Annotated in this window: 28 protein-coding genes and 2 pseudogenes; 15 read left to right on the top strand and 15 right to left on the bottom strand. The window is 50.1% G+C overall.

What is annotated here, in order from left to right:
• From ACFSUS_RS26270 to ACFSUS_RS26235, 8 genes and pseudogenes are all read left to right on the top strand, one after another.
• Nucleotides 1-120 (top strand): annotated as a pseudogene (locus tag ACFSUS_RS26270) (IS1 family transposase); the annotation flags it as partial.
• Nucleotides 121-126: 6 nt separating this feature from the next.
• Nucleotides 127-462: pseudogene (locus ACFSUS_RS26265) on the top strand (peptide-methionine (S)-S-oxide reductase); the annotation flags it as partial.
• Between the two features lie 213 nt (nt 463-675).
• Nucleotides 676-1,380: a hypothetical protein gene (locus ACFSUS_RS26260; protein WP_381527542.1), complete on the top strand. Its 705-nt coding sequence runs from the start codon at nt 676-678 to the stop codon at nt 1,378-1,380.
• A 134-nt stretch (nt 1,381-1,514) separates the two neighbouring features.
• Nucleotides 1,515-2,558: a hypothetical protein gene (locus ACFSUS_RS26255; RefSeq protein WP_381527540.1), complete on the top strand. Its 1,044-nt coding sequence runs from the start codon at nt 1,515-1,517 to the stop codon at nt 2,556-2,558.
• An 86-nt stretch (nt 2,559-2,644) separates the two neighbouring features.
• On the top strand, nt 2,645-3,697 hold the full coding sequence (locus tag ACFSUS_RS26250; RefSeq protein WP_381527538.1) for a hypothetical protein: 1,053 nt from the start codon (nt 2,645-2,647) through the stop codon (nt 3,695-3,697).
• Nucleotides 3,698-3,755: 58 nt separating this feature from the next.
• Nucleotides 3,756-4,259: a hypothetical protein gene (locus ACFSUS_RS26245; RefSeq protein ID WP_381527536.1), complete on the top strand. Its 504-nt coding sequence runs from the start codon at nt 3,756-3,758 to the stop codon at nt 4,257-4,259.
• A gap of 92 nt (nt 4,260-4,351) precedes the next feature.
• A complete protein-coding gene (locus ACFSUS_RS26240) occupies nt 4,352-4,747 on the top strand; it encodes a hypothetical protein (RefSeq protein WP_381527534.1) in 396 nt (131 codons plus the stop codon).
• A gap of 355 nt (nt 4,748-5,102) precedes the next feature.
• Nucleotides 5,103-5,429 (top strand): hypothetical protein, encoded by a 327-nt coding sequence (locus ACFSUS_RS26235; protein WP_381527532.1) that lies wholly within the window; start codon nt 5,103-5,105, stop codon nt 5,427-5,429.
• 149 nt (nt 5,430-5,578) lie between these two features.
• On the opposite strand, the gene ACFSUS_RS26230 is transcribed toward ACFSUS_RS26235, so the two are convergent.
• Together ACFSUS_RS26230 and ACFSUS_RS26225 are read right to left on the bottom strand one after the other, a co-directional pair.
• Nucleotides 5,579-5,776 carry a hypothetical protein gene (locus ACFSUS_RS26230; RefSeq protein WP_381527530.1) on the bottom strand — a complete coding sequence of 66 codons (198 nt, stop codon included), beginning with the start codon at nt 5,774-5,776 and terminating at the stop codon, nt 5,579-5,581.
• Nucleotides 5,777-5,927: 151 nt separating this feature from the next.
• Nucleotides 5,928-6,080: a Tn3 family transposase gene (locus tag ACFSUS_RS26225; protein WP_381527529.1), complete on the bottom strand. Its 153-nt coding sequence runs from the start codon at nt 6,078-6,080 to the stop codon at nt 5,928-5,930.
• 818 nt (nt 6,081-6,898) lie between these two features.
• Between ACFSUS_RS26225 and ACFSUS_RS26220 the strand changes: the two genes are divergently transcribed.
• The gene (locus ACFSUS_RS26220; protein WP_381527527.1) at nt 6,899-7,411 is read left to right on the top strand and encodes a response regulator; all 513 of its coding nucleotides are present in this window, start codon (nt 6,899-6,901) and stop codon (nt 7,409-7,411) included.
• Nucleotides 7,412-7,445: 34 nt separating this feature from the next.
• Here ACFSUS_RS26220 and ACFSUS_RS26215 read toward each other — a convergent pair whose 3' ends face one another.
• From ACFSUS_RS26215 to ACFSUS_RS26185, 7 genes are all read right to left on the bottom strand, one after another.
• Nucleotides 7,446-8,735 carry a sensor histidine kinase gene (locus ACFSUS_RS26215; RefSeq protein ID WP_381527525.1) on the bottom strand — a complete coding sequence of 430 codons (1,290 nt, stop codon included), beginning with the start codon at nt 8,733-8,735 and terminating at the stop codon, nt 7,446-7,448.
• Nucleotides 8,736-9,286: 551 nt separating this feature from the next.
• A complete protein-coding gene (locus ACFSUS_RS26210; RefSeq protein ID WP_381527523.1) occupies nt 9,287-9,550 on the bottom strand; it encodes a hypothetical protein in 264 nt (87 codons plus the stop codon).
• A gap of 78 nt (nt 9,551-9,628) precedes the next feature.
• Nucleotides 9,629-11,038 carry a sensor histidine kinase gene (locus ACFSUS_RS26205; RefSeq protein ID WP_381527521.1) on the bottom strand — a complete coding sequence of 470 codons (1,410 nt, stop codon included), beginning with the start codon at nt 11,036-11,038 and terminating at the stop codon, nt 9,629-9,631.
• Between the two features lie 3 nt (nt 11,039-11,041).
• Nucleotides 11,042-11,719: a response regulator gene (locus ACFSUS_RS26200; RefSeq protein WP_381527519.1), complete on the bottom strand. Its 678-nt coding sequence runs from the start codon at nt 11,717-11,719 to the stop codon at nt 11,042-11,044.
• A gap of 475 nt (nt 11,720-12,194) precedes the next feature.
• Nucleotides 12,195-14,321: a xanthine dehydrogenase family protein molybdopterin-binding subunit gene (locus tag ACFSUS_RS26195; protein ID WP_381527517.1), complete on the bottom strand. Its 2,127-nt coding sequence runs from the start codon at nt 14,319-14,321 to the stop codon at nt 12,195-12,197.
• Between the two features lie 20 nt (nt 14,322-14,341).
• Nucleotides 14,342-15,364, bottom strand: a complete 1,023-nt coding sequence (locus tag ACFSUS_RS26190; protein ID WP_381527515.1) for an FAD binding domain-containing protein — start codon at nt 15,362-15,364, stop codon at nt 14,342-14,344.
• 19 nt (nt 15,365-15,383) lie between these two features.
• Nucleotides 15,384-16,187: a 2Fe-2S iron-sulfur cluster-binding protein gene (locus tag ACFSUS_RS26185; protein WP_381527513.1), complete on the bottom strand. Its 804-nt coding sequence runs from the start codon at nt 16,185-16,187 to the stop codon at nt 15,384-15,386.
• Nucleotides 16,188-16,510: 323 nt separating this feature from the next.
• Here ACFSUS_RS26185 and ACFSUS_RS26180 point away from each other — a divergent pair, with 323 nt between their 5' ends.
• The 4 genes from ACFSUS_RS26180 to ACFSUS_RS26165 all read left to right on the top strand — a co-directional run bounded on the left by ACFSUS_RS26180 (nt 16,511) and on the right by ACFSUS_RS26165 (nt 19,965).
• A complete protein-coding gene (locus ACFSUS_RS26180; protein WP_381527511.1) occupies nt 16,511-16,933 on the top strand; it encodes a response regulator in 423 nt (140 codons plus the stop codon).
• A gap of 188 nt (nt 16,934-17,121) precedes the next feature.
• Nucleotides 17,122-17,820 carry a hypothetical protein gene (locus ACFSUS_RS26175; RefSeq protein WP_381527510.1) on the top strand — a complete coding sequence of 233 codons (699 nt, stop codon included), beginning with the start codon at nt 17,122-17,124 and terminating at the stop codon, nt 17,818-17,820.
• The gene (locus tag ACFSUS_RS26170; RefSeq protein WP_381527507.1) at nt 17,807-19,450 is read left to right on the top strand and encodes a S8 family serine peptidase; all 1,644 of its coding nucleotides are present in this window, start codon (nt 17,807-17,809) and stop codon (nt 19,448-19,450) included. The genes ACFSUS_RS26175 and ACFSUS_RS26170 overlap by 14 nt, the downstream gene beginning before the upstream one ends.
• A 2-nt stretch (nt 19,451-19,452) precedes the next feature.
• The gene (locus tag ACFSUS_RS26165) at nt 19,453-19,965 is read left to right on the top strand and encodes an O-acetyl-ADP-ribose deacetylase (RefSeq protein ID WP_381527505.1); all 513 of its coding nucleotides are present in this window, start codon (nt 19,453-19,455) and stop codon (nt 19,963-19,965) included.
• Nucleotides 19,966-19,980: 15 nt separating this feature from the next.
• On the opposite strand, the gene ACFSUS_RS26160 is transcribed toward ACFSUS_RS26165, so the two are convergent.
• The 3 genes from ACFSUS_RS26160 to ACFSUS_RS26150 form a co-directional block, all read right to left on the bottom strand.
• Entirely contained in the window at nt 19,981-20,745 is a 765-nt protein-coding gene (locus ACFSUS_RS26160; RefSeq protein ID WP_381527503.1) for an SDR family NAD(P)-dependent oxidoreductase, read from the bottom strand.
• A gap of 129 nt (nt 20,746-20,874) precedes the next feature.
• Nucleotides 20,875-21,291: a hypothetical protein gene (locus ACFSUS_RS26155; protein WP_381527501.1), complete on the bottom strand. Its 417-nt coding sequence runs from the start codon at nt 21,289-21,291 to the stop codon at nt 20,875-20,877.
• Nucleotides 21,292-21,374: 83 nt separating this feature from the next.
• Nucleotides 21,375-21,926, bottom strand: coding sequence for an NUDIX hydrolase (locus tag ACFSUS_RS26150; protein ID WP_381527499.1), 552 nt, complete (start codon nt 21,924-21,926; stop codon nt 21,375-21,377).
• A 64-nt stretch (nt 21,927-21,990) separates the two neighbouring features.
• On the opposite strand from ACFSUS_RS26150, the gene ACFSUS_RS26145 reads away from it, so the two are divergent.
• Both ACFSUS_RS26145 and ACFSUS_RS26140 read left to right on the top strand, forming a co-directional pair.
• Nucleotides 21,991-22,893, top strand: coding sequence for a DUF2911 domain-containing protein (locus ACFSUS_RS26145; RefSeq protein ID WP_381527497.1), 903 nt, complete (start codon nt 21,991-21,993; stop codon nt 22,891-22,893).
• 261 nt (nt 22,894-23,154) lie between these two features.
• Nucleotides 23,155-24,117, top strand: coding sequence for a YihY/virulence factor BrkB family protein (locus ACFSUS_RS26140; protein ID WP_381527495.1), 963 nt, complete (start codon nt 23,155-23,157; stop codon nt 24,115-24,117).
• Between the two features lie 114 nt (nt 24,118-24,231).
• Here the strand turns inward: ACFSUS_RS26140 and ACFSUS_RS26135 are convergent, their stop codons facing one another.
• The 3 genes from ACFSUS_RS26135 to ACFSUS_RS26125 are packed head-to-tail and all read right to left on the bottom strand — an operon-like array spanning nt 24,232 to nt 26,511.
• Nucleotides 24,232-24,678, bottom strand: a complete 447-nt coding sequence (locus ACFSUS_RS26135) for a hypothetical protein (RefSeq protein ID WP_381527493.1) — start codon at nt 24,676-24,678, stop codon at nt 24,232-24,234.
• Between the two features lie 13 nt (nt 24,679-24,691).
• On the bottom strand, nt 24,692-26,389 hold the full coding sequence (locus ACFSUS_RS26130) for a sodium:solute symporter (RefSeq protein WP_381527491.1): 1,698 nt from the start codon (nt 26,387-26,389) through the stop codon (nt 24,692-24,694).
• Entirely contained in the window at nt 26,386-26,511 is a 126-nt protein-coding gene (locus tag ACFSUS_RS26125) for a hypothetical protein (RefSeq protein WP_381527489.1), read from the bottom strand. Before ACFSUS_RS26125 ends, ACFSUS_RS26130 begins: the two co-directional genes overlap by 4 nt.
• Nucleotides 26,512-26,581: the final 70 nt, after the last annotated feature.

Raw genomic sequence — 26,581 nt, 5'->3', positions numbered from 1 at the left:
TTACGTCAACGGTGTTCGCGGCTAGTTCGGTTAAGCTTATCGTTCTCCAAAAAGTTGACCCGGCACATTGATTCTATTCGGTTCGTGGTCATGCACTACAACCTATCATTACAAGTTTAGGACTACCCGTATGACGTTTTGCTCGACGCTTTTTTTGCCGGGCATGATTCAACAACGCCAAATCAGGAAGGTCCCGATGTGGGTACTCAGTACCGGTCCATTGCGTTTTATCGTACCCCCGAGGAAAAAACAAGGATCGAAGCCGCTATCAGACGGGAGAATACGTCGGGGCACCACCAGGATAAAGTCGTCACTCAGGTTGTGCCGTTTAAGGCTTTTTATCCCGCCGAAGTGTACCATCAGGGCTATTACCGACTTCACCCCGACGAGTTGTACATTACCCGGGTCTCTCAGCCCAAAGTTGAAACATTTCGCGAACGAATGGCGAATTGGTTGAAATGAGGGTCGTCAGTTTACGGTTTTTGGAAGTATCCGTAACCAGGCACCCTAAACCGACTACGTAAACCGTCCCGCTGTAGAGCATTTTGTCAAGTCCGGCAACCGTTCGGCGTAAATGCATATTGCGGTATTGGCCCGAACCTCGTAACATTGTTCAGTAATTAATCGGAATAGCGCGTTTTTGTGTATAAAACGCTTCCGCAATGACTGACAATTATGCCTGAATCTGAGCAATCCATTGGCCGCAAAATCCTGGGTTTCTTCATCAAAGAGGAAGATACGACAGCATCTGCAACGGGAACGCCCCCGGCAGGCACAGTGGCCTCCCCTCGTCCGGCGGCTACTCCACCGGCCGCGGGGGCGGCACCAACCGGCGAGCGGCCTGCTGTTCAGTCGGGAACCGTTGACTCAAAATTTGCCGAGCACTTTGCTAACGTCCTGGCCCAGAATAATCCGGCAGGACCGGATTACTTTGAGTTTCGTGAAACGCTACGTAGTCTGAACAATTTGGGCCTGCCCGAGGATAAACAATATCAGGCGGCCTGGGCAAGTTTTAAGGCGCTGGGTGGTCCGGCTGATGCCTCGGTGCTTACCAATACGGCCAATCAGTACATGGCTGCCTTGAACAGAGACCGTGAGGGATTTGCGAAAAGTGTGGAAACGGCCTTGGCCGAACGGGTTGGCGGCTTGCAGAATGAGCAAAAACGACTGCAATCGGAGAACGAAACCCTGGCCAGACAGCTGGTGGAGATTCAGCAAAAGATTGACGCCAATAACAACCGACTATCGGCTATTGATGGGGAAGTAACGGAGCAAAGCGCCAAAATCAATCAGAACCGTCAGAATTACGACGTAACGTTTGCTCACTTTACGGACCAGATTAAAAGCGACATTGCTAAAATGACCCAATACCTCAAATAGAGTTATAAAGTTTTATGGTTATAAAGTCATTTAGTTGATTACTAGTGGAGTAGCTCGCTAACTCAACAAGGATACAACGCTATGACTTCGTAACTGTAAAACTTTACAACCCTACAACTCTATAACTACTAAATATGGCAACTCCTGATTTTTCACAACTTGGTGGTAACACGGACGTCGAAAAACGTTCGTTCTGGAGCCGCCCCGAAGGTGTTCTGGGCATGATTGTGCTGGCCGGAGTGGCTGGCCTCGGCCTCGTCTATTTTAACCGCATCGTCGAGTTTCTGATCCGGGCTACGTCGAACGTGCTCGAATTGGCGCTATTACTCGGCGTGCTGGGTGTACTGATCTTTTTGTTCACGAGCCGCGACGTACGGACGGCGGTATTCTTTCTGTTCAAGTCGTTAATGCGCAGCATTACCGGAACAGTGATTCAACTGAATCCGATTGCCATCATGAAGATTTACATAGACGATCTGAAAGAAAAACGGCAGAAAATGCAGGGTCAGATTAATACCCTGGCCGGGCAGCTGGTGAAGTTGAACAAAAAAATAAACGAGAACAACGAGGCTATTAAGCAGAAATTTGCTGAAGCCAACAAAGCCAACAGCATCACCGACCGGCCGGGCATGCGTGAAGCTGCGCAACTGGCCACGATTGAAGGAGCTGGCCTGCAGGAGATGAACGAGAAACTCCTGCCACTCCAGCGGAATATGAAGACAGTGCTGGCTTTCATGGAAAAAGTAAACCAGAGCGCTGACTACATCATTAAAGAAACCGAAATTAAAGTTCGGCTTAAAGAAACCGAGTATCAAATCGTTAAAGAAAGCTCGAACGCCCTTAAAACGGCCGTGAGTATCTTCAAAGGTGACCCCGACAAGCGGTTTTACTTCGACCAGTCGATGGAGTACATCCAGGATGATATGAGCAAAAAGCTCGGTGAAATGAAGCGCGCAATGGATTTGTCGATGGATTTCATCAATGGCGTAGATATTCAGAACGGTATTCTGTCCGACAAAGGAGAGGCCCTGCTGGAAGCCTATAACAAAGGTGAATTTAAGATGGTACAGCCCGGCGTGGATTCGCTGGATGCACCGGCGTCTAACCCAATTACAGCACCGATGCCTGGACAAGTAAGTCCACCGAAAGACGCTGGCTACAAAAATTTGTTGGACTAACTCTAATGAGTGATTGAGTGAACAACTTAACGCCTGATTTACTCAATCGCTCTTTCACTTTTTTCACTCTTTCGCTCTTTACTTATATGCAACGATTAACTGTAGCCGGTCGGCTACTCATCACGGCCCTGATTCTAGCCGCCATCTTCTTTGGATTCCGCTATTTTGGTGGTAATGAAGCCCTGCGTAAAATCGCGCCCAAAAGCGAAGACAAAGGGTATACGGAGTCAGAGACAATGCCTCGCACCAGCGACGAAGCCACACCGGCCTCCACCGACGAGTCGACCGCATCCGACACGAAGTCTTCTGACGAGGCAACTAGTTCTGGCGCCCGTCGGTCTTTTACGTACACTCCTCCTGCCCCCCAGAATGGTAAGCTTAAGGGCGTAGTTGAGCTGGGGGCCAGTGGCTTCAACTCGTTCATCATCCGCGTGGATGACCAAAAGAACTGGAAGCTCGAAAAGGCAGAATTCGGCAACAGCCTCGTTATTGAGAATATGGCATCGGACGACGACATCCGCGCAGGTCTGAAAAGTTACATCGGTAAGATGCTCGACTTTGGGGTTGGCGGACGCGACATTCACTTCGTCGTTAGCTCGGGCGCGGTGAAAGCGGAGGGCACGCAGAAGATCATCCGAGCGCTGAAGTCGCTTAACTACGTAGTCAACACCGTTACGCCGGAGCAGGAAGGCTCACTTGGCCTTCGGTCGGTGTTGCCCGCCGATTACGCCGATAACTCGTTTGTGGTAGACATCGGCTCGGGTAATACGAAGATTTCCTGGAAAGAAGGTGGCTCGACCAAAGCCCTGGAAACCTACGGCGCCAAGTATTACCAGAACAGCACCAGCGATGAAACTGTGGCGACCGAAGTAGCCGCTAAAGCCAGGCAAATACCGGCCGACCATCGTAAAACCTGCTTCATCATTGGCGGGGTGCCGTTCGAGCTGGCGAAAGCCGTCCGGAATGGCAAAGAGCGGTACACGGTGCTGGATGCCCCATCGGCTTATAAACTAGACAACGCCAAGTCAAAGGCGGGTTTGAACATCTATAAAGCCATTGCCGATGCCACGGGTTGCGACCAGTTTGTATTCGATTGGGACGCTAACTTCACCATTGGGTATTTATTAACGTTGAAATAAACGAAGGGGCGAACGAAAGCGTACAGCCTGCGTTCGCCCCTCATTTTCCACCGTCGCTATGACTCTCCGTGACATCTTTGAGGCTGTTTCGGGCCAACCCACACTGCTTTTTCTGCTCCTGACGGCGGTGCCATCAGGAGCTTTTTTAGTTAATCTCTGGTCGGGTGAAACGGCCGACCAAATCTGGAAGTGGCGATACGTTTACAGCGTGTTGGTTTATCTGGCCTGCATCCCCGGCATTTTCGCGATAACCTTGGATATCTACCTGTTTTTGTTTGAGCGGCAAAGCGTTTGGGAGATGAACCTGGCCTTACAAGCGCTTCCAGTGTTCACTATGGCCATTACGCTGATCCTGATTCGCCGGAAAATACCGTTCAATTACATACCAGGCTCGGGTAACATCTCTAACTTTCTGATCCTTGTAGCTGCGCTCATGAGCTTGTTATGGATCGTTGACCGCACTCGTATTTTTGCGATTGCTTATGTGCCCTTCACGTACGTAGTCGTTGGCTTCGTTGCCCTGCTGCTGATTATTCGCTTCGCCTGGAAACGGATCATTTGATTCATGTCGGGACTTAATCTACCGCTGTAAAAAGTGTTCTATTCACAACTGTTTTCAACGAGTACGGGTCTTTTATCGAAACCTGTTGACGTATGAAAAAGTATGCTTTTTTACTGGTCGTTCTACTTTTAAACTGCAGTCGTAAAAATCAGGTGCCTACTCCGGGGGTTTATCAGTTGCGGGTCGATAATCAAACCGATACTGACATCGTGCGAGTTACCGCTTATCATGCCTATGAGCCGGCCTTGACCTTTGTTGATCTTGGCCCCATCCTCAAGCATTCTGTTTCGGGATACGTTCCTGCATCCGACGTACATCTGACTCTTTGTGCAAACATAGACCTCGCGTTGGCTAACCGGACATTACATAGATCTGAAGACATGGATTGTCGTTTAGCTGACATTTCGGTTGCAACGCCAGGGCGGTATACTTTACGTATTACCAAGCTTGCAAATACGACATTCGATGCCGTGATCGAAAAAGATTGAAGAGTAAATTTGCGATCCTCAGCAAAGCACAAAAACGCCACCTAAGATCAAGCTTGGGTGGCGTTCTGGTTATTAAAATTCAACTGTGAAAAAGGATAAATGGCGTAAATGAATGTACTATCTCGAAGGCAATTTATCCTCCGAAATTAAGATAATGCTTAAAGTCTGCTTAGAATTAGCTTAGAAATTCGCGATATAGACAAACGTCACGCTACCGGACGTACACGAGCAACTAATAAGGCATTTTAGCCAGCCGTAAGGCTGGCTACTGGTTATTCCTATCCGAATACCGTTGCCTCATTACTAGTAAACATTTAAAATACAGACAGTTGACAGTAATATCTCCCTGACAACTATGCTGACCAGATCGATTATAGAAGCAATAGAGTTTCATGAGTGGGTGATGAGAGGCTGGAAAGTAAAATTCCTGCTATCGGAAAGACTGCTTCATCAAGTCAAGAAGATGTCGCCAGTCGATGAGTGGTATGATGACCCTATCATCGTCGCAACAGTGATGGATCGGCTTGGAATCTGCTTCATCAGCATTCAGGAGTACTACACTACGTTCGGACTTCTCCCCCAGATTGGCGACCGCCTGTTCAACGAAGACTCGGGTATGCTTATTCAGGACCGATCCATCGACGGCACACTTAAAACATTGACGTTTACCCTGAGCACGTAGCTCATGCGGTTTAGTGTCTGAGTTTGCGGAATGCACCAGCGCTGTACATCAAGGAAGGAGGACCAGGTTGGGTAGTTTTGCCGTTTGCTACATAGTACGTCATTTGGTCGGGCGTTGCGGACGCATCGCTCGCGAGAGCGGTAAGCTCATCAGCGCTTGTAGATCGAAGAGATCCGCCAGTTGAGCTGGGTCAGAAAAACATATTCTCCACTTAAGTTGATGTGATGCCAGGTGTGGGTGGAAGACTTTAGAATCGTGGCCAGCAGTTCCTGCCGATCAGCTTCGCTGGCGCATTGGCGCAGCTTTTTCGACAGGCACAGTAGATTATGGAAGTTAATGTCATTCATAATCAATATCTTACAACCGGCTACAATCGTTCGTTCCCGTTGGGTGGCTCACCTAAGGGCTTGGTTGTTCTCCAACGTGACGGCCGAACCAAACTTGTTTCCATGCTCAACGCGCGTCAGCATGCCTTCCACGCTAGCTCGTAGATCAGGATCATCGACTAGCGCAGAATATAATCCGGTAGAGTCGGCCCAAATCCTTCAACGCTTTATATAACGGATGCTGACGGGCATAGGAATTAAGTCGTATATGTAGCGCCGAGGGCTGGGTTACGCCCAGCCGCATAGTAGTTAGAAAACGGAGCAAGTTATCACTTCGGTCAAGATCAGCCGCCCGGTGCTGCTCAGTTGTGGGGGCGAATCGAAACAGGTGCGCTCCTCCGAAGAAAGGTAGTGTCGGCGGGCCATAGAAAGTCTGGATCGTTTAAGGGTCAAGAAGTCATACCTTTCTGAACCCGTCTTTGCCTCGTCCTCAAGTCGATGCTCATTCCCCGAATCAGGGTTCAAAAAGTAGGGCCTAAAATAAATAACCTTTTATCTTTATGACACCAGCTTTTCGAGCTGTAACGACGGATTTTCGGGGCGCCCTGTGGCGTACGAAACGGCAAAACTACCCTTTTAGAATGTCAGGCTGATTTTTCTGATATCTGTCAATGCTAATCAGTAGCATAGGGGAGATAACGTAGGAATGTAGGTAACCCCCTTAATGTAGCCCAACTGTTACTCTGATTTTCTCTATCTGTAGAGACTAATGGATGGGTAATCAATTAGAGAAATAGGAGCAGCAATGGATTTATTTGTAGTAATTACCCGGCTAGAGTTACAACCGGGCCGCCGGAGAACACCCGCTCCAGCCGGTACGCCGGAGCGGGCCAGGGGGTTTGGCTGGTTATACCCCGAGTAGTAGAGCAGCAAAAAATAGGCATATCTGAATGTAGAGCTGTAAATTCCTTTTACTAATGAACATGCGGTCCTTTTCTCCTCAATCAATCAATTGACGAAGCACTCTCAAACAACACGCTGCCTAACAAGTTAAGCCTTTTTAGCTTGAGCGATTTGTTCCTGAACGCAAGCAGGAGCCCCTCAGGTAAGATTAGGAATTAAAGTACACCTGAAGGAAAATCTATGGATTCATTAGATGCCGCTCAATTAACTGATACCAGTTATTCCGCTGTACGTCAACACAATTTTCACCAAGCAACCTTACTGGTGGTGGAAGATCAGGAGGATATATGGACCCTGGTCCACTTTAGCCTGGCTAAGTACTTCTCCGATGTGACTCTACATCGCTGTGCCAATCGAAAGGAAGCTATTGCCTATCTCACCGATTGCATGGCCAACCGGATTGCCTTACCCAAGTTGATTCTTCAGGATCTGTACCTGCCTCAGAATGAAGCGGGCTTCGGCCTGCTGAAAGACATTCGGATGCTACTTGGCAACCAGCAGCAGATCCCCATCCTGGTCGTGAGTTCGTCCGTTGATGAAGCCGATATACGTGGGGCCTATTACCAGGGAGCTAGCTTTTACATTGTCAAGCCCCAGACCATCAACTCTTGGCTAAGTCTGAGCCAGAGCCTGCGCCAGTTCTGGTGGGAACAGGGGGTACTTCCCTTGCCTGAAGCAGCCCAGGGCCAATAACTAAGCTGGATTAAAAAGGAACGCTCCTGAACGGTTAGGGATGCCAGGGAATGGACAGCCGGATGCGAAACAGGGTACCTTCACCGGGCTCGCTTTCGATCTCCAGTTGAGCCCGTAACAGCTCACACAGTCTCTTCACGATGGATAAACCGATGCCTTCCCCTTGGTAGGAAAAGGCCGAACGGGACGCTTGCGCAGTGGCGGCATCTTGATGAACGTCAAGATGCGTGTTCGTTGCCCTAAAGGCCCCAGTGGATACTGCCGTCGTTGATGCAGCGCTTACCTCCTGGCCCAACGAACCGGCGTTTGTGACCATGGGCAAACCCGGTCCCGAATCCTGCACACTGACCATCCAGCGGTCCTGACTCTCTTGGGTCCAGGTGACGGACACAAATCCACTTGACGTATGTTTGAGGGCATTGAGTACTAAGTTCTGAACGATGCGCTGCAGGTGAACCGGATCACACTCGACGGGCAAGCTGGCCGGGCCTTCGGCTTTGAGTGAAAGTCCTCGCTCCCTGGCCAGCGGTTGATAGCTCGCTACTAAGTTGGTTAACAACTGGCCTGCATCCAGCCCCTGGATGGTGAGCACTTCCTGCCCCGCTTCCAGGCGGGCCAGGTCCATCAACTGAGTAACCAGTGAGCGACAGGTGGTCAAGTTACGCAGCAACATGGCTAGGGTCTGTTGCCGTTCTTCCTGAGAGTCCATGACCAGCTCCAGTAAGGTAGCCGCGCCCTGGATAGCCCCGAAACTCCCCCTTAGATCATGGGAGGAATGGCGCAGTAGCTCCGAGCGCTGCTTGCTCACTTCATTTAACTCGACTAAGGTTTTCTCCAGGATTTCGACCCGACTGGACGCACTCGTGCGCTGTATGTCGGCATACTGGCGGATACTGGCGATGTTGATCTGATTACTAAAGGTGGCAAAGTGCTCATAGACGATGGGCTGGAGGGCGCAATCAGAAATTGAATGAGCCTGCCAGAACAAGCGTAATTCGGCGAGCAAGCACTTGCTTAAATGCCGCATCTCGGCTGATAGTTCGGCCAGGGTATAGCCCTTCTGCCAGCGATGGAGGCCGTGTTCAGCGGCTAGTAACCCCATTTGGTCTTCCTGGTCGTGTCCCTGCAATTGCTGCTGGAGCAGATCAAGCATCCGGGGCACGTTATTGGTAAACTCGTCGGGGGGTAAGCTGGCGAGTATTTTCAGGGTGGGATCAGCCTCACAGGTCTTACGCCACTGATTGAGCAGGGTATCACGCCGGGCGTCTAGATAGGAAATAAGTTGGGTTAAGGAAGTGGTGGCTTCCTTTGAAGGGGATGTCATAATAACCTGGGTAACACTCACTCTCTACGTCCGGCAGGCGCGGTCCGTCCGGAAGAGTGTCCCAACTGGGCAACCAGGCGAAAAGAAGCTGGTAATTGTGAGCATTACCAGTCTATAAAGGTAACCAAATTTGGGGATATATGTTCAGCCTAAACTTCAGGCTGCTTCTAAGACCTGCTCGTCAAGCCTGATCTGCTAGATGCCCCCAACGGCGGACCGTGAATTACCGGGGCGTTCCGTGGTGTACTTTACCGCAGATTTGCCCCAGGTTACCTAACGGAATACATAGTAACTCGCTTATTCTTTATCAAGTCGGTATGATCGTTTCATCAATCAGCATTGCTCAAAGTTTTTCACCAAAGACATAGGACGTTCTATTACAACCAATACCAATGGACTAGCAGGAAGAGTATTGGTAAAAGCTCAGCCGAACGAAGAGATCATGCTTACCACAACGAACGGTTGTGCTCACTTTAAGCTGAAAGAGGGCTATAAGTACCTATACATAAATCGGTCAGCGGCCAAGCAGTGGAATATAGCTTATTCTAACTTTAGCCGTGGGTATTTCTAAAACCATCCAGCTGATTTACGTTCACCTCCTGAATAGTTTGTGAGACAAAACGATTTGGCAAATCGGTGAGCCAGGCAATCAACAGAGATAATAGTAACAACCCGATGATCAGTACTATTAACCAGTCTGGTCGGCGGGGCGGCTCTTTGTCAGTCGGGTTTTCGACAGGCATCGAATTGTACCCTAAACCGGTATCAACAGGCGGCAATGAAACGGACGGATACAATGGTCTTAATTGGCTCATGGCGATGTTAAAGACAAGTTTACGGCCAAAAGTCCCGCTGATTTCTTAAATGAAGGTAAGAATGAGCTTAGAATCTACTTAGAGTGCTGCACCAGCCAGATTGTCAGAACGAAGCAGCAGAATTTGAAACACAGTTGGCTCGCCCGCCTGAGACTGCACGCTGATTTTACCACCGTGCAGACGAATAATACGCTCTACTAACGATAACCCAACGCCGTAGCCTTTCACCTGATCGGCCGTCTGACGGCTGCGGTAAAACGGCTCGAAAATATACGGCAGGTCTTCAGCCGGAATGGGTCGGCCTTCATTTTGAATTGTAATGCACACCGACGCTACACTGAATTCCAGCGCAATTTGAGCCTGCCCGTCTGGAGCAAACTTGCAGGCATTTTCGGTCAGATTTTTTAAGGCTGTACACAAGAGCGTTTTATTGCCCATTACGGTCAGCTGATCCGGCTCGTCGGGCAACACCCCTAAGTCAACCGTTACGTTGTAACGAGGGTTAAGCGCCTGCACCTCTTCTCGTATGTCCCAGACCATCTCATCGAGCCGCACTACGTCGGTAAGCAGACCAGCAACATTATCCTGATTGACCTGTGAAAGCTGAAGCAACTCGCGGGTGAGCGTAGCCAGGTCGCTTACATCGTCGAGTACTGAGCGAATGGTTTGTCGGTAGGCAGCCGGGTCGCGCTGATTGAGCAAACTTACCTCCAGTTGTGAGCTGATCTGGGTGAGTGGGTTCTTTAATTCGTGTGATACGTTAGCCACGAACATCCGCTGTAACCGGAACGATTCGGCCACCCGGTCGAGCAGGCGATTGATGGTCGTGGAGAGTCGACTGATTTCGTCATTTTCGGCCCGGACCGGTAAGCGCTCGTCCCGGTTTCGGGGAAAGATGTGGCTTAACTGCTCATCAATTCGTTGCATAGGCCGGAGGGCATCACCCGCGTACACCCAACCTGAGAAGGCCGTAATCCCTGCAATTAAGGTAAATAGGGCTGTCAGCGCCCACCGCAGATTACGTAAGAACGTATCGCCGTATACATTTTCGGCTGCGGCCAGTACCACAAACTGCCCCGCACGCCCTGGTGGACCATCAGCAACCAGTTGAATGCCGAGAATATAATAAGCGTCTTTCCTGAGTTCTTTCCGTTGCTGTTGTCGAACGCTCGCCAGCAGGTCAGGCGGCACAACGAAGGGTTCTGCCCGGTTATTGGCGAAAACAACGGAGTCGCGATGATCGAAAATAAGAATCTTCTGATGAGGCAACTGGTCCCTGCGAATACGACTCAACTGACGAATCAAGTCTGCGTCCAGCCGATGATGGATCAGCATCTCTCCGTACGTATACGCTTTCCGGTCGAGCCGTCGGTAAAAATCAGACGCAATGAAATACCAGCAAAACGCGTAGATGCTCACGAACGCCAGCAGCAGGATGGCCGACACCAAACCCGTAAAACGAAGCGCCAAACGGTTACGAATCGTCATGAGTTACTCTTCCTTAAGCACGTATCCCATCCCAAACTGCGTATGGATCAGCTTTTTGGGGAAGTCTTTATCAATCTTCTTGCGGAGGTAATTGATGTACACCTCCACAACGTTGGTCCCCGTATCGAAGTTAAGATCCCAGACGTGTTCGGCAATATCGGGCTTAGAAAGCACTCGCCCCTGATTGCGCATCAGAAACTCCAGCAGGGCAAATTCACGGGCAGTTAACTCGATTATGTGGCCATCGCGGGTGACGGTTTTAGCATCCAGGTTCATCTCAATGCCGCCGTACCGTAACGTCTGAGCCGTCATAGCTACCTGCGTGCCGCGTTTGGTGAGGGAGCGTACGCGGGCCAGCAGTTCGCGAAATTGGAACGGTTTGGTCAGGTATTGATCGGCCCCGGCATCGAAGCCCATGATTTTATCGTCGGTTTCGCCAAGGGCCGTCAGCATCAATATAGGCGTGGCCAATCCCTCGGCCCGGAGTTGCCGCACGAGTTCGAAGCCATTCAGGCCGGGCAACACTACGTCGCTGATGATGAGGGCGTAATTGTTTTTTAGTGCCAGCCGCTTGGCAATCAGTCCATCGTAAGCGATGTCTACCTCAAACAGGCTTTCTTCCAGCCCTTGCTGAATAGCCTGTAACGTTTTAGGTTCGTCTTCAACAAGCAACAATTTCATATGCAAAGCAACACAGAAAGGCCGTATTTCGCCAGGTAAACACAAATGAAGTCGTGCGTCAACATGCCGGTAACGTATGATGACTCGACAATAAGCACAACGATACTTAAAAGCGGCTTAAGGAAAGCTTAGAAAGCGCTTAGAATGCAGCCTTGAGCAACACATGTGGTTAAACAATCTGGTGTTTTCACTAATTATGCTGCTAAGACAACGAACGTTGAAAACCAACGCGTTAGTAAAAGTCTATGCTTTTAACCTACGCCCTTAATTAAAGTAACACTTCAATTAAACTCACTTCACTAATGTACGAACCTATTTTGTACCTCAGCTGATACGCTTGTTGGCTTACCCTGAATTCTGTACACAGTTGAGGTCAATAACTACTAAGGCAGCGGCTACAAACCATTCAGCCGGGCGAGCTAGTACAGCCATCTGGTTCTACTAGCTCGCCCGGCTGGACCCTCCTTTTGTATTCTTACAACAATTTATCAGGCGTTATCGGCAATTCCCGAACGCGTTTACCAGTGGCATTAAAAACCGCATTAGCTACGGCAGCTGCCACCCCAACAATACCTACTTCCCCAATACCCTTCACGCCCAACTTGTTGGAAACGGTATCCTGTTCCCGAATGAAAATTGCTTCCATTGTGCCAATATCCAGGTTAGCCGGTACATGGTAATCCGCTAAGGAACGAGTCACAAAGTTGCCCCAGCGCGGATCGACGACCGACTCTTCGGTCAAGGCCATGCCAATTCCCCAGATGTTTCCGCCGATGATCTGCGAACGAGCCGTTTTAGGATTCAATATGTTACCTGCACCGGTCACGGCCAGAAAGCGAGACACCCGAACCATACCCGTCGACATATTTACCGCAACTTCGGCAAAGTTGGCGTTAAAACTATGCGAAGAGTAGTCGTCGGCGGTTTCGGGCGGTTTAGCGTCTACCCGGGTCTGAAAATCAGTAATTTTCTCGGAAACCATCAACTGCGAAGCCGTTGGGCGCCGGAAATATTGCTTTCCGGATCGCGAAATCAGCTCGTCGGTAATTTTCAGGCAGGCTTCATGCACGGCATTTGAATAACTGGCGGCCCCCACCGAACCTACCGCTCCCGCAGCAGGCGGCAAAGTTGAATCGCCGAGCTTCACCTTAATTTTTTGGATCGGCAGATCCAACGCATCGGCTGCCGTTTGCGCCAGTATGGTATGGGTTCCGGTTCCTAAGTCCGCAGCGGCCAGCTCTACGGTGGCAGTTACGTCGCTGCCCTCGCGTTTTAACTTCACAATGGCTGAACTGGGTCGTTGATGCGCCGGGTATGTCCCGCAGGCAACGCCGTACCCAATCCAGTAATTACCCTGCTGGTTCTGGCGCGGTTCTGCTTTGCGCTTTTCCCAGCCAAAGGCTTTAGCCCCCTCTTTCAGGCATTGAACCGTAGTACGCGACGACCACGGCTTACCGTTAGACGGGTCACGGGCGGGCTCATTTTTAAGGCGAAATTCAATCGGGTCCATTTTCAGCTTGTACGCGAGCTCATCCATGGCCGATTCGAGAGCAAAACTGCCGGTCGATTTTCCAGGGCCGCGCGTGTAAGTTGGCAGAATCAAGTTCATGGGCACAACTCGATAGCTGATGAGCGAATTGGGCACATCGTACATGATCTTCGAGCAGTCGCCACAGGGCTCAATAAATTCGTTTCGGATAGCCGCATGGGTTGTAATCTCGTGGGCCAACGCCGTCAGCTTACCGTCTTTGGTAGCCGCCAGACTTACTTTCTGGTAGTTTCGTTGCCGCATCCCTACCGAGTTGACCATCTGCTGGCGAGTTAGCGCCAGTTTCACCGGGCGGTTGACTTGTTTAGCCGCAACCGCCGTGAGCACCAGGTTGGCCCACTGCCCTCCCTTCGAGCCAAAGCCACCGCCTATGTAGGGCGAAACGATACGCACCTGCTCCGGTTTGATAGTAAGCGTAGCTGCCGCTGCATTTTGCGCTCCGTTCACGATTTGCGAACCATTGTAGAGCGTCACATTGTCTCCCTCCCATTCGGCAATGGTGGAATGAGGTTCCAACGGATGATGGTGTTCGATGGGTGTTCCATAGACTTCTTCAACTTTAAAGGCGGCCTCGCTGAGTGCCGCTTTCGCATCACCCCGTTTGGCATCGGCTTTGTCTTTATCCTTGGGAAGCCCAGCCTCCTTTGCCAGCGTATCGAAATCGACATTGGCCTTGCTCTTTTCGTACTCTACCTTGATCAGATGTGTGGCGTGCCTGGCCTGCTCAAACGTTTCGGCCACCACCATACCAATGTGTTGGCCTTGAAACTCAATCTCAGGACTTTGCAGCAAGGCTCCCCCACGAATACCACCTCCCACGTTAAGTTTAGGGGCGTTCTTATGGGTGATAACGGCTAACACACCAGGCGATTTCTCGGCCACCGTAGTGTCGATGTTTATAATCTTCCCGGCAGCAATGGTGCTTTTGAAAATAACGGCGTAAGCAAGGTTCTTAACGGGGTAGTCCGTTGCATAGGCTGCTTTTCCGGTTACTTTGGCAATCCCATCGATACGGCTGACGGGCGTACCAATCGTTTTATCTTTCTCTTGCATAAGATTTGTTGATGTTACGATCAAGCTTTGCCACCGTTCATCGCTAGTTGCAGCGCCCGGACAATGCTTCGTTTCCCCAGTTCTACTTTGAACGTATTGTGCGACAAAGGCTTTGCCTTTGCTAGCTCAGCCTCGGCAGCCAGTTTGAAGTTCTCTTCGGTTGCCTCTTTGCCAACCAGCATTTTTTCGGCTATAAGGGCGCGCCATGGCTTGTGAGCTACCCCACCCATGGCAATTCTTGCCTGTACTATTCGATTTGGCGACCCGTCGGACCGCTCGGTTTCCAGGGCAGCGGCCACTGAAATCAGGGCAAAGGCATACGAAGCCCGGTCGCGCACTTTCAGGTAATAGGATTTATCGGCAAACCTATTTGTAGGCAGCTCAATGGCGGTGATCAATTCGCCATGCCTCAAATTCGTATCCTGTTCCGGCGTATCACCCGGCAACCGGTGGAAATCCGCAAAAGGAATCTGTCGCTCCTGGCCGCTGGCATTTCGGACGTTGATAACGGCATCCAAGGCAGCCAGGGCAACGGCCATATCGGAAGGGTATACCGCAACGCATTTTTCTGACCATCCAAAGATGGCGTGCATTCGATTGATGCCTTCCAGTGCACCGCAGCCCGTTCCTGGCTCGCGTTTGTTGCAGGGCATCGACACCTCGTAAAAATAAGGGCAGCGGGTTCGCTGCAGCAGATTACCCCCATTGGTCGCCATGTTGCGGATCTGACCAGAGGCACCCGCCAGAATCGCCTGCGTCAGCAGCGGATAATGCTGCCGAATCAGAGGATGATTAGCGGCATCGGTATTTTTCCCCAGCCCACCGATCGAGATGCCGCCTTGGTTGGCTCCGGCGGATATTGTCTTGATCTGGGTTAAGCTGAGCCGAGTGATGTCGACAAGCTCTTCGGGGCGCTCGACGTCCTCTTTCATCAGATCCAACAGGTTGGTACCTCCTGCTAAAAACTTTGCCTTGGGGTTGGCGGCCAGTACGTTTACAGCCGAGGAGACATCCTGGGCATTCGTGTATTTGAATGGTCTCATAAGGTGCTGGAATGATGGGTTAGCCTACAAACTGCCAGGACTGTTCCACGGGTTTTCCGCTATGCACTTCCTGAATGGCGGCAACAATGTTTGGATACGCTCCGCAACGGCATAGGTTGCCCGACATCCGCTCACGAATCTCTTCGTTTGACAACTGAATCGGACCGGGCTTTTGACGCACGTTCTCGGTTACGTAGCTGACCTCACCGTTCTTAGCTTCATCCATCAACGCTACCGCGGAGCAGATTTGGCCCGGCGTGCAGAAACCGCACTGAAAACCATCGTGTTTCAGAAAAGCGGCCTGCATAGGATGCAGCCGAACCGCCGAATTGTTACCCCCCTGAGCTAACCCTTCAATGGTTTGAACGCTTTTCCCCTCGCAACTCGCAGCCAGGGTAAGACACGACAAAACCCGACGCCCATCAACAATCACCGTACAGGCTCCGCACTGCCCATGATCGCAGCCTTTTTTGGAGCCCGTTAGGTCCAGGCGTTCCCGCAGGGTATCTAACAGCGTCATTCTTGAATCGACCATCAGCTTTCGGGCCGTGCCATTCACCTTAAATGCTACGTTGACCCCGTTTTCAATCGTTGCCGGGGCGAGTTCGGCTGGCGACACTACGTCGAGTGGACGGATGAGCAGCTGTTCTGCAACGGCCGATTGCGCGGCCAGAACTCCTCCACCGGCTAAGGTCATGAGTTTCAGAAAATGACGTCGGTTTACACCCGTGTCAAGAATCTCATTCAAGTCTTCGGGCATCAGCTCTTCAAAGAGATTCTTTTCATCCTCACTCAATTGAGGTGTTTCGTTTTCTTGCTCCATGCAGATCTTGGAAATACAGTGTTTAGATATAAAAGGCCTGGAATGGTATTTCTTACGGGTCAAGTCAACTAAAGTAGCGGTTACTAATGGGATCGCTCAATCGTGGTACCTGTCCACGGGTAAAACGAAGTGCTACCAATAACTGTATGCATAAAAAGAATGAATAGACTCTGATTAACAACTAATTCTGGCGTCATTTGGCTATCTTAGCAATAAAATTTACTTAACAGACCTTAAATTATCATTTATAATAGTATTGTTATTTGACGTTGCAGCTTATTTGCCGTCAAAACCTGTATAACCGCCCGTATAACTTGACTTTAATGAATTCACTTCTTCAACCGTATATTTTCTTAGTTGATGACGACGAAGACGATCATTTTTTGGTTCAACAAGTCTTCAACCAGTACAACCCCAGGTGTAGGTTCACGTCCTTTCTGAACGGGGCAGAACTGCTTCGAGCCCTAGATGAGGCAATCCAACTTCCCACTTTGATTTTGTTAGACCTGAACATGCCCAACATGAGTGGTTTCGAAGCACTCCACTTGTTACGTCAGCAATCAAGGTACGATGCCGTTCCCATTGTTATCCTGACTACATCTGATTTAGATAGTGACCGGCAACAAGCTGCGGCCTTAAAAGCGAATGGCTTTTTTACCAAGCCATCGTCGCTTGAGCAAATGAATCAGATTGTGCTCCAGCTACAACGTGACTGGCTTAGAGATAAACAAAGAGCACATTCATGAGTGGCTATGTAGTTTACTGGCAACCCTGCATCTTTTGGACTACAGGCGTATGGTACGTATCTATGTTTACGGCTAATCTTCTGAAAACAGCTTTTACTGACTCATAACTCCATACGCGGTTTATATCTAGTTTGCCGTTATGGCCTTAATCATCAGTGTTATGGGTCGATTCATCACTCATCCGATATATGCTCTCTCGTGTTCACGGCCTTGCTGCCTTGCTAAGTAGCTTACTGTTGATGGCTGGTTGCCAGTCGTTGACAACGGAGCCTAGCTCGCCGGGATACGACTACTTCCCGCTCGAAACGGGTCGGTACACCATCTATGATGTAGAGGAGAACCAATACCGTCTGAATTCCGTACCTATCCCACGAACGTACCAACTTAAAGAAGTAATCGGAGCGGTTTATTCAGACGTAACGAATCAGCCTGCCTATCGGCTGATGCGCTATCGCCGACCCAATGCAACGCAGCCGTGGCAGGTCGATTCGATCTGGACTGCCCGTTTGGTCAATAATGAAGGAATTCGTACCGAAAACGGTGCCGATTTTGTTAAGCTCATATTTCCGATTGACAACCAGATTCGCTGGAACGGTAACCGGCTAAACACTCGGGGACAGGACGACTACGAGATGCGCAATAGTGGTCAGCCTTACCGCGTTTCGAATAAAGAGTTTCCTGAAACCGTAACCGTTGTCGCGCAAAACGACTCAACATTGATTGCCCAGGATAAACGCATTGACGTGTATGCCCGGCAAGTTGGGATGGTTTATAGAGAGCGGACCCAATTGCAATTTTGCTCATCAACCCCAACCTGCATTGGTAAGTATCAGATTGACTATGGCATTCGACAAGTATACCGCATCAACACCTATGGTAAGGAATAAAGTAAGCTGGCTAGTAATGCTGATGGTCCTTGCGCACGTTTCGGCCTTTGGTCAAACGACACGCAAGTTTTTGGTACTGCTGCGCGATAAAAGCAACACCCCGTATAGCGTAAACCGACCTGAGCAATTCCTGTCGCAACGCTCGTTACTCCGACGGCAGAAACAGAACATAGCCATTCAGGAACGCGATCTGCCCGTTAACCCAACCTACGTAGCGCAAATTCGGCAGGCAGGGGCCAAGATCTGGTTCACATCCCGATGGCTGAATGCCGTCCTGGTAGAAGCCTCCGATTCTACCATTGCCCGGGTTCAAACGTTGTCATTCGTACAGGGTTTAGAGTTTGGGCGCTCTCTGGCCAATGCCCGCGTTAGTACCACCACTCCCCTTAATGCCACCAGTGAAGCCGGCAGCTACGCCAAGTTTGGCGATTTTCAACCCATAAATTATGGCAATTCCGCTTTGCAGGTTACTCAGATCGGTGCCGACGTCATGCATCAGCAGGGGTACCGGGGCGAAGGCATGCTGATTGGCGTCTTGGATGCCGGATTTTTAAACGCCAACCGTGTAGGTTTCCTGAAACCTTTATTCAACGAAAACCGGATCGTGGCAACCTATGATTTTGTCAATAAAGAAACCAGCGTGTATGAAGATGACTCCCACGGCCTATCGTGCTTGTCAGCCATAGCCGCTGCGGCAGATAACCAACTGTATGGTACTGCGTTCAAAGCTTCATTTGTGTTACTCCGCACCGAAGATGCGGGTAGTGAGAGCCGTATCGAAGAAGCGAACTGGCTTTTCGGGGCCGAATTCGCCGATAGTGTTGGCGTAGACGTGATCAGCTCGTCGTTGGGGTATACCCAGTTTGACGACGGCATTAGCAGCTACACCTACCAAAATATGGACGGCAAAACAGCCCTGTCGACGCGGGCGGCTCAAATTGCAACCGAAACGGGTATGGTAGTCGTGGTAGCGGCTGGCAATGAGGGCAACGGCTCCTGGCGCTACCTATCGGCCCCCTCGGATGCCGCGTCGGTGCTGGCCATTGGCGCTGTTACGCAAGTGGGTCAACGAGCCTCGTTCAGTTCCTTCGGTCCATCGGCAGATGGCCGGGTAAAGCCCGATTTAGCCGCCCGAGGGCAAGGTACGGTCATCGGCAGCCCCGGTGGACAGATCCTGATGGGCAACGGTACGTCGTTCGCCACGCCGTTGGTAGCCGGTTTGGCGGCAGGTTTCTGGCAGGCGCATCCCGACCTGACGGCCGGTCAGGTAACCGAAAGCCTACGCCGGTCCGGAAGTCAGTATGCCACGCCCGATAGTGAACTGGGCTATGGCATTCCAAACTTTGCCCAGGCCTCGGTAGCGGCCGAATCGTTTAACCAGCTGCTGCTCTTTCCGAATCCGTTCAATGACACACAATCGTTGGCGGTGCGTTGGGGCGAGTTAGCGCCAAACACCCCGGTTGACGCTACGCTGGCCGACATGGCGGGACGCATTGTCTGGCGAAATCAGTACACCAAGAACGAGACTACGTTATTCGTACTACCCAAGCTAAATCTGTCGGCGGGTATGTATTTCATGACGCTGGTAGCAGGAGACAAAAAGCGAACGCTTAAAGTTGTAAAGCAATAAGTATGGCGACGATCCGAGTGATCCAGGGCGACATTACCAAACAAGCGGTGGATGCCATTGTCAATGCTGCCAATACGAGTTTACTCGGCGGTGGGGGTGTCGATGGCGCAATTCACCGGGCGGCTGGCCGCGAGCTACTGGCCGAATGCCGAACCCTGCAAGGTTGCCAGACCGGTGATGCCAAACTTACTAAAGGGTACCAGCTACCGGCCAAATACGTCATTCACACGGTAGGTCCTGTATGGCGGGGTGGTTCGCATGGCGAGTCAGACCTGCTGGCCAGTTGCTATCGTCGGTCGCTGGAGCTTGCCGTCGAACACAAGCTAACAAGCATTGCCTTCCCGAACATCAGCACGGGCGTGTACGGATACCCCAAAGAGAAAGCGGCCTCAGTAGCTCTTGCTGCCGTTAGCCGCTTTCTCGAACAACCTTCAACAGTGCAGGAAGTTCTTTTCGTGTGTTTCGACGACGAGAATGCCCGACTGTACCAGTCTATCCAAAGTAGTCAACAATGAACTGTCGGCTGTTGCTTACATAGCTGACTGACCGCCATCGACAACAAACTGACCGCCGGTCAGATATAATGACTCATCACTGGCCAGAAACAGCACCAGATTAGCAACATCGCTTTCCTGGGCGTAGCGCTTCAATGGAATCGCCTGGGCAAACTGCTGCTGAGCCTGGGCCCCCGCGCCCGGCGCGAACCCTTCTTCCAGTGACCGCATCATCCGGTTATCTACGGGAGCCGGATGTACTGAATTAACCCGAATAGCATCAGCGGCCCCTTCCAGAGCCGCAACCTTCATCAGGCCCACCACGGCGTGTTTACTGGTTACATAGGCGGATACATTAGGCGTGCCATGTTGCCCCGCTACCGAAGACGTAATGATGATACTACCTCCCCCATTTTGTTTCATAACCGGCATTACGTATTTCAAACCAAGCCAAACTCCTACAACGTTTACCCCCAATACCTTGTGAAACATCTCTTCGGGGTAATCTACAATGGGTTTGACAACGCCTTCAATGCCTGCGTTATTAAAAAACACATCAATGCCACCTAATTTCTCTACAGCGGCTCGAGCGTAGGCTTGTACCTCCTCGGTCTTACTGACGTCAGCCTTATAATAATGCACCCGGTCACCTAGCTGACTGGCCACTTCACGAAGTTTAGCCTCGTCAATATCCACGAGTAAAACCGTCGCTCCTTCATCCAGAAACAGCTTGGCGGTGGCTTTACCAATACCACCTGATCCGCCCGTAATAACGACGCGTTTTCCCTGAAGTCGATTCATACCTAAGTTGAGTAAGCGTGTAGCAGAGTAACCGGCTATTCCAACTCTTGTTTGCTAGCTTCCCGGTCAGGCAACAAAAAAAAGCCATCCGATTATGGGATGGCTTTTCCTATCAACTACTTAAACTAATTAATCGGCAATTTCGGTTGGCTTACCTTTTTCGGGCTTCTCCTGTCGTTTTCGCACTACGTTCACATCCGAAGCAGGTGTAAGTGACGGACGCTGTATTTTGTAATTCCGGTCGGCCACATCCGTCGAAGGCGTGTGGTTTACCGTAATACCACCCGCAGGTTGTTGGTTTGGTACTTGTCTTTTGTAATTAGCCAGACGGTCAACGTTCGATGAAGGCCGACCAACGGCTACACCTGTTTTGTCTTCCCAACGACGAGCCGTCGCAGCTTTGTTTGGATGCTTGTAATTGTGAGTCGAGTAAGTCGGATCGTTCCGTAACTTACTGTCCTCTGCATTACGTTCATCCTGCGCATAAGCTTGCCCGGCGAAAGCCAAAAGGCCTATACCGGCGAGCAGTTTAATTGCAGTTTTCATAGCTTTTCTGTGGTTTTGTTGTCTGACAAAAATACGTTTTCACGTTACAATAAAAACAAACAAAACACCTACTATATTTATAGTTAATGATATATTTTTCGACACATTCGCAAAATTGACTCTGAACTATCTAAATTATTTACATCTAACAGCGTTAACCAACTAATATTCTTAATTTCTTCCGAAAAGCCAAATGGCTCTTCCGGGTCAGCTTCGAGTAAAAATCGGATATCATAATGCAAATGCTCAGGCACTTCGCCCCGTGCCGGGATGGTGTGAACATCTACGTCGAAAATAGAGGGGTTCTGCTTCTGATCTTCTACTAATTTCAGGGACGTAAGCCCTGTTTCTTCCTGAGCTTCGCGAAGTGCCACAGCTGCCACGTCCGGATCGCCATCGGCGTGGCCACCGGGCTGCAACCAGCGGTCAAGTTTACGATGGTGAATAAGCAAAACCCGTTCGCGGTCGGGACTAACTATCCAGGCTGATCCTGTAATATGTCCAATGAGCAACGACCGATCAAAGCAATCAGGATGCCGTTGAACAAAATCGAGCGTAACCTGAGTCATCTCTTTTTCAGTAGCATCGGTTGGCTCATATTGGCGGAGTAGTGTAAGTAATGGTTCGCGGTGCATGACTTGGGTTTCTGGGTAAAAAGCCGCAATTTGGTGCAGTTTTTATAAAACTCTATAGACAATCATGCGTAAATTATCGCTCTCTGTGGCTACCCTGTGCTTAACTGCTCAACTAGCTACAGCGCAAATTAAATTACCTTCTCCAAGCCCCGGTGCTACGGTAATGCAAACCGTCGGCACCACCGATTTCACCGTAAAATATTCACGGCCAAGCCTTAAAGGACGTACTCTATTTACGGATGCGTTGGTGCCTTATGGCAAAGTATGGCGGACTGGTGCCAATGCAGCCACGGCTTTCACCAGCTCAACTGATGTGATGGTAAACGGTCAGACCTTGCCGGCTGGGACATATGCTATTCTGTCGATCCCGGCTCAGGACGAATGGACGCTGATTTTCAATAAAAATACCTCTGTATCCGAGCAATCGTATAAGCAGGAAGAAGACGCGCTGCGGGTGAAGATCAAGCCATCGGCAAGTAGTGAGAAAGTGGAAACGTTTACTATCGGCTTTAGTGACTTGACTGACAGCACCGCAAAGCTCAATATCCTGTGGGCGAACGTTAAGGCAAGTGCTGATCTGGCGGTAAACACCAGCGCAAACGCAGCTGCCAACGTCGATAAAGCGGTGGCCGAAAAGCCGGAAGATGCGGCTGTTTTACAGGCAGCGGCCAGTTACAACCTGTCCAAAGGCCGCAATCTTGACCAGGCCCTGAGCTGGATCGATAAGTCGATTACAATGAAAGAAACATACCGTAACCTATTCGTTAAGTCGCAGATTTTGGGCAAACTGAACAAGTTTACCGACGCACTACCGGTCGCGCAGAAAGCATTATCGTTGGGACAATCGTCGAACGATCCTTCGTTTGCGTTCTTCAAAGAAGGCATTGAGAAAAGCATTGCCGATTATAGCGCTAAAGCTACGTCGCTGCCCGCAATGAAAGCTAGTAAAGGCAAGAAAAAGGCCTAATCTATCCTTTAGTAAGCACTAAGCGCCCTGTTTAACTAGCTACCTCTCATGAGAAGATGCAGCTAGTTGAATAGGGCGCTTTTCTTATGGATCTTCTTCATATAAGCCACTTCATAACTCATTCGATCAACGAACGAAGCAATAGGTAAACTACAGACCAGCCAACATACCGGCGTCGTTTTAGTTATTTATCTATATAGTTTGTAGACGAACCGTGTGTTCGGATGCTAAAAGCTTGACTTACTAGTTTACATTAAGAAGATGACTATAGAAACGGTTAAACACTTTTTCTCAAACCTTTGGATCGTGCTAAAAGATGCCTTCAACGGTTTCATGGATGACCGTTGCCTGAAACTGAGCGCGGCCCTGGCGTATTATACTGTTTTCTCGCTGGCCCCTTTGCTGGTGCTCATCATTTCCCTGACCAGCATATTTTTCGGGCAAGAAGCTATTCAGGGCCAAGTTTTCGGTCAGATCAATGGGTTGGTGGGGAACGAAGCCGCCAAACAAATTCAGGATATGATCAAGAGCGTTGGTCTTTCGGGTAAAACCAGCACAGCTCTGGCCATCGGCATCATTACGCTCCTACTGGGGGCGACCAGTATATTTATCGAAATTCAGGATTCTGTTAACTTGATCTGGCGAGTTAAAGCAAAGCCTAAGCGGGGCTGGCTTAAGATTATTAAGGACCGACTCCTCTCCTCTTCGCTCATTGTCAGCCTGGGCTTTCTGCTGGTGGTATCGCTGATTATCAACGGTATTATACTGGCACTGAGCGATTTTTTAGTTCGCTATATTCCATCCCTAGGCGTTTTCCTGGTCAGCAGCTTCAATTTTCTGTTGAGCACGGCGGTTGTCACAGTACTCTTTGGGGTTATTTTCAAAGTGTTACCCGATGCGAAAATTGCCTGGAAAGATGTACGCTGGGGGGCATTATTCACCGCCCTGTTATTTATGCTGGGCCGCTATTTGATTGGTTTATACATTGAAACAACAAGCACCAGTTCGACATATGGGGCAGCCGGCTCACTCATCGTAATTCTAACCTGGATTTATTACACAGCGGCTATTCTTTACTTTGGTGCCGAGTTTACACTAGCGTACGCCAATCATTTTGGTGTACGAATTGAGCCCGCTCCTTACGCTGTTTACATTGAACAAACCGAACGCGAGCGAGAAGTGTCTCACATACCCACCCAGCAAAAGGTAGAACAGGCTCGATAGGTTGTGGAATGGTCATCTAAAGTCAGGCATTGTCATTGGTTGCTACGAATCGACTGTAAGCTTACGGTTCATGACTATTGCCTGACAACTGAATGACTACATAATGACTATGACTTAAGGTTCGTGGTATTCCAGCGTTGCCTGATCGAGGGAGCGGGCGTACCGCGTCACAATTTGGTTGAACCACAAAAAGCCGACCTTCTCAAACTCACTGGCAGATTGTTCGTTGACCAAAGATTCGTTGTCGTAGGTAGCGCCCCCCGACTCACCCGAGCATTGACCTTTAAAAAGAGCTACCCCGTTGTCAATGGTGGCCAGGATACGTATGCGCGAACTCTCTGTCTTACCCTGATATTCGGTAACAATAGATTTCTGGCTTTCGTCGGCCACCTCAATGTCGAATCCTTCGTCTTCGAGATGCGACAAAACCGACTCAAACAAAGTTGAGTCCGCCAACGTAGTGGTCACTTCAAGGGTACTTGCCCCTTCGGGTACCGTCTGCGACCTGGCAACGAACGAGCAGGTCAATAAGCCTAAAAACACGTAAAGAGAAAGCTTCATTAGTAGGTCTTTGTTAAGTGTTTACATTTCGGCGATTCATGGCAAATTCCAGCAACCAGGCGAGGACAACCACCAATAAACAACCTATTACGTTCAACCAGAGAAAAGCAGTCAGGTTTAAGTACCAGCTAATTACCACCAAAACTTCACCAATGACAGCAGCCCAGAACGTGGCTCGTCCCCCAATGGATTTAACGTAGAAAGCTACAACAAAAACGCCTAGAATAACCCCATAAAATAATGAACCCAGGATGTTGACGGCCTCAATCATACTGCCAAGTCGATTGGCAAACTGGGCCACGACAATGCAGAATACGCCCCAGCCGACCGTCGCCCAACGAGATGCTTTCAGGTAGTGCGCATCGTCGGCCTCCCCGTCGACCAGCCGTTTGTACACGTCCACGACGGTTGTCGACGCCAACGAGTTGTACGCTGCCGCAATTGACCCCATGGATGCACTGAAAATTACGGCAATTAACAATCCAATCAGGCCATGGGGTAAGTAATCGAGCACAAACCGCAGGAACACATAATTTACATCGTTTGTGTCGGCGGCCGGATTGTTCTGCTCTATTAACTTAACGACATCGCTTTTGACGGTCTTTAGAGCGGCATCCGTATCGCGAAGCACGGTCGCAGCGGCTTCCTGGGCAGCCTCATCGTCGGCATCCAAGGCCACCTGCATATCGGTCACAGCGCGCTGTCGCTGCGTAGTCAGGTTCTGATGTTTAATTTCAGCTAATTGGTAGGCCTGGGCATACGGGCTTTCCTTCAGCTTGTCGGTTTCTTGCTTGTTGAAAAACGTTGGCGAGGGGTTGTACTGATAAAACACAAACACCAGAACGCCGACCAGCAAGATCAAAAACTGCATGGGTACCTTCAGGAGGCCGTTCATAAGCAAGCCGAGCCGACTTTGGCCAATCGACTCCCCCGTCAGGTAACGCCCCACCTGCGATTGGTCTGTACCGAAGTAAGACAGTTGCAGAAAGAATCCCCCAATCAGGCCCGACCACAGATTGTAACGGCTGTTGGGGTCAAATTTTAGGTCAATCAGATTCATTCGTCCGGCTTTGCCCGCTACGTGCAGGGCATCGACAAAACCAACGCCATCGGGTAACAGCCGAACGGTTAGGTACCCCGCCAGGGCCATGGCAAACGTAACGATTGCCATTTGTTGGAGGTGCGTGTAGGAGATGGCTCGGGTGCCGCCCGTAACGGTGTAAATAAGCACAATCCCCCCCATGAGCAGGTTGGTCCAGTAGATGTTCCAGCCTAATATAGTCGACAAGATGATGGCAGGCGCGTAAATCGATAAACCCGTTGACAGGCCCCGTTGCAACAGAAACAAACCAGCGGTTAGCGTCCGGACGCGTGAATCAAAACGATTTTCGAGGAATTCGTAGGCCGTGAACACTTTCAGTTTATGAAAGATGGGCACAAACGTCACCGATAACACGACCATGGCTAGTGGCAGACCAAAGTAGAACTGAACAAACCGCATACCGTCGCTAAAGCCCTGACCCGGTGCTGACAAAAACGTAACGGCACTAGCCTGTGTAGCCATCACCGACAAGCCTACGTGATACCAGGGCAGCGACTGGCCAGCCAGCAGATAATCGTCCATGCTGCGGTTACCCCGACTCCGTACCACGCCATATACGATTACGCCTAATAACGTAAAAAGCAATACGCCCCAATCCAGACCGCTCATGACAACCAGCGCATTAGAACGTAGAACAGGAGAATTTCAGCGGCTAAACTGCCAATGACAATGGCGTATAGCTGAGGCCACGAACGCGCAAAAGGGGGTAAATCGGTAGGGGTTTCGGTCATGAAAAAGGTGGGTTGTCTCACTACAACGGCGAAATTAAGGGAAATCGTCGGACTGAGTCAGATTAAACAC

This window comes from Spirosoma soli (assembly GCF_042684525.1).
In the GTDB taxonomy this organism is placed as follows: Bacteria; Bacteroidota; Bacteroidia; order Cytophagales; family Spirosomataceae; genus Spirosoma; species Spirosoma soli.
Note: the sequence above shows the minus strand (reverse complement) of the source record. Positions and strands in the feature narration are given on the sequence as shown.

What these genes read in the sequence shown, in the direction of transcription:
- ACFSUS_RS26260 (WP_381527542.1), top strand. Translation starts at nt 676, where the DNA reads ATGCCTGAATCTGAGCAATCCATTGGCCGCAAAATCCTGGGTTTCTTC.
- ACFSUS_RS26255 (WP_381527540.1), top strand. Translation starts at nt 1,515, where the DNA reads ATGGCAACTCCTGATTTTTCACAACTTGGTGGTAACACGGACGTCGAA.
- ACFSUS_RS26250 (WP_381527538.1), top strand. Translation starts at nt 2,645, where the DNA reads ATGCAACGATTAACTGTAGCCGGTCGGCTACTCATCACGGCCCTGATT.
- ACFSUS_RS26245 (WP_381527536.1), top strand. Translation starts at nt 3,756, where the DNA reads ATGACTCTCCGTGACATCTTTGAGGCTGTTTCGGGCCAACCCACACTG.
- ACFSUS_RS26240 (WP_381527534.1), top strand. Translation starts at nt 4,352, where the DNA reads ATGAAAAAGTATGCTTTTTTACTGGTCGTTCTACTTTTAAACTGCAGT.
- ACFSUS_RS26235 (WP_381527532.1), top strand. Translation starts at nt 5,103, where the DNA reads ATGCTGACCAGATCGATTATAGAAGCAATAGAGTTTCATGAGTGGGTG.
- ACFSUS_RS26230 (WP_381527530.1), bottom strand. Translation starts at nt 5,776, where the DNA reads ATGAATGACATTAACTTCCATAATCTACTGTGCCTGTCGAAAAAGCTG.
- ACFSUS_RS26220 (WP_381527527.1), top strand. Translation starts at nt 6,899, where the DNA reads ATGGATTCATTAGATGCCGCTCAATTAACTGATACCAGTTATTCCGCT.
- ACFSUS_RS26215 (WP_381527525.1), bottom strand. Translation starts at nt 8,735, where the DNA reads ATGACATCCCCTTCAAAGGAAGCCACCACTTCCTTAACCCAACTTATT.
- ACFSUS_RS26210 (WP_381527523.1), bottom strand. Translation starts at nt 9,550, where the DNA reads ATGAGCCAATTAAGACCATTGTATCCGTCCGTTTCATTGCCGCCTGTT.
- ACFSUS_RS26205 (WP_381527521.1), bottom strand. Translation starts at nt 11,038, where the DNA reads ATGACGATTCGTAACCGTTTGGCGCTTCGTTTTACGGGTTTGGTGTCG.
- ACFSUS_RS26200 (WP_381527519.1), bottom strand. Translation starts at nt 11,719, where the DNA reads ATGAAATTGTTGCTTGTTGAAGACGAACCTAAAACGTTACAGGCTATT.
- ACFSUS_RS26195 (WP_381527517.1), bottom strand. Translation starts at nt 14,321, where the DNA reads ATGCAAGAGAAAGATAAAACGATTGGTACGCCCGTCAGCCGTATCGAT.
- ACFSUS_RS26190 (WP_381527515.1), bottom strand. Translation starts at nt 15,364, where the DNA reads ATGAGACCATTCAAATACACGAATGCCCAGGATGTCTCCTCGGCTGTA.
- ACFSUS_RS26185 (WP_381527513.1), bottom strand. Translation starts at nt 16,187, where the DNA reads ATGGAGCAAGAAAACGAAACACCTCAATTGAGTGAGGATGAAAAGAAT.
- ACFSUS_RS26180 (WP_381527511.1), top strand. Translation starts at nt 16,511, where the DNA reads ATGAATTCACTTCTTCAACCGTATATTTTCTTAGTTGATGACGACGAA.
- ACFSUS_RS26175 (WP_381527510.1), top strand. Translation starts at nt 17,122, where the DNA reads ATGCTCTCTCGTGTTCACGGCCTTGCTGCCTTGCTAAGTAGCTTACTG.
- ACFSUS_RS26170 (WP_381527507.1), top strand. Translation starts at nt 17,807, where the DNA reads ATGGTAAGGAATAAAGTAAGCTGGCTAGTAATGCTGATGGTCCTTGCG.
- ACFSUS_RS26165 (WP_381527505.1), top strand. Translation starts at nt 19,453, where the DNA reads ATGGCGACGATCCGAGTGATCCAGGGCGACATTACCAAACAAGCGGTG.
- ACFSUS_RS26160 (WP_381527503.1), bottom strand. Translation starts at nt 20,745, where the DNA reads ATGAATCGACTTCAGGGAAAACGCGTCGTTATTACGGGCGGATCAGGT.
- ACFSUS_RS26155 (WP_381527501.1), bottom strand. Translation starts at nt 21,291, where the DNA reads ATGAAAACTGCAATTAAACTGCTCGCCGGTATAGGCCTTTTGGCTTTC.
- ACFSUS_RS26150 (WP_381527499.1), bottom strand. Translation starts at nt 21,926, where the DNA reads ATGCACCGCGAACCATTACTTACACTACTCCGCCAATATGAGCCAACC.
- ACFSUS_RS26145 (WP_381527497.1), top strand. Translation starts at nt 21,991, where the DNA reads ATGCGTAAATTATCGCTCTCTGTGGCTACCCTGTGCTTAACTGCTCAA.
- ACFSUS_RS26140 (WP_381527495.1), top strand. Translation starts at nt 23,155, where the DNA reads ATGACTATAGAAACGGTTAAACACTTTTTCTCAAACCTTTGGATCGTG.
- ACFSUS_RS26135 (WP_381527493.1), bottom strand. Translation starts at nt 24,678, where the DNA reads ATGAAGCTTTCTCTTTACGTGTTTTTAGGCTTATTGACCTGCTCGTTC.
- ACFSUS_RS26130 (WP_381527491.1), bottom strand. Translation starts at nt 26,389, where the DNA reads ATGAGCGGTCTGGATTGGGGCGTATTGCTTTTTACGTTATTAGGCGTA.
- ACFSUS_RS26125 (WP_381527489.1), bottom strand. Translation starts at nt 26,511, where the DNA reads ATGACCGAAACCCCTACCGATTTACCCCCTTTTGCGCGTTCGTGGCCT.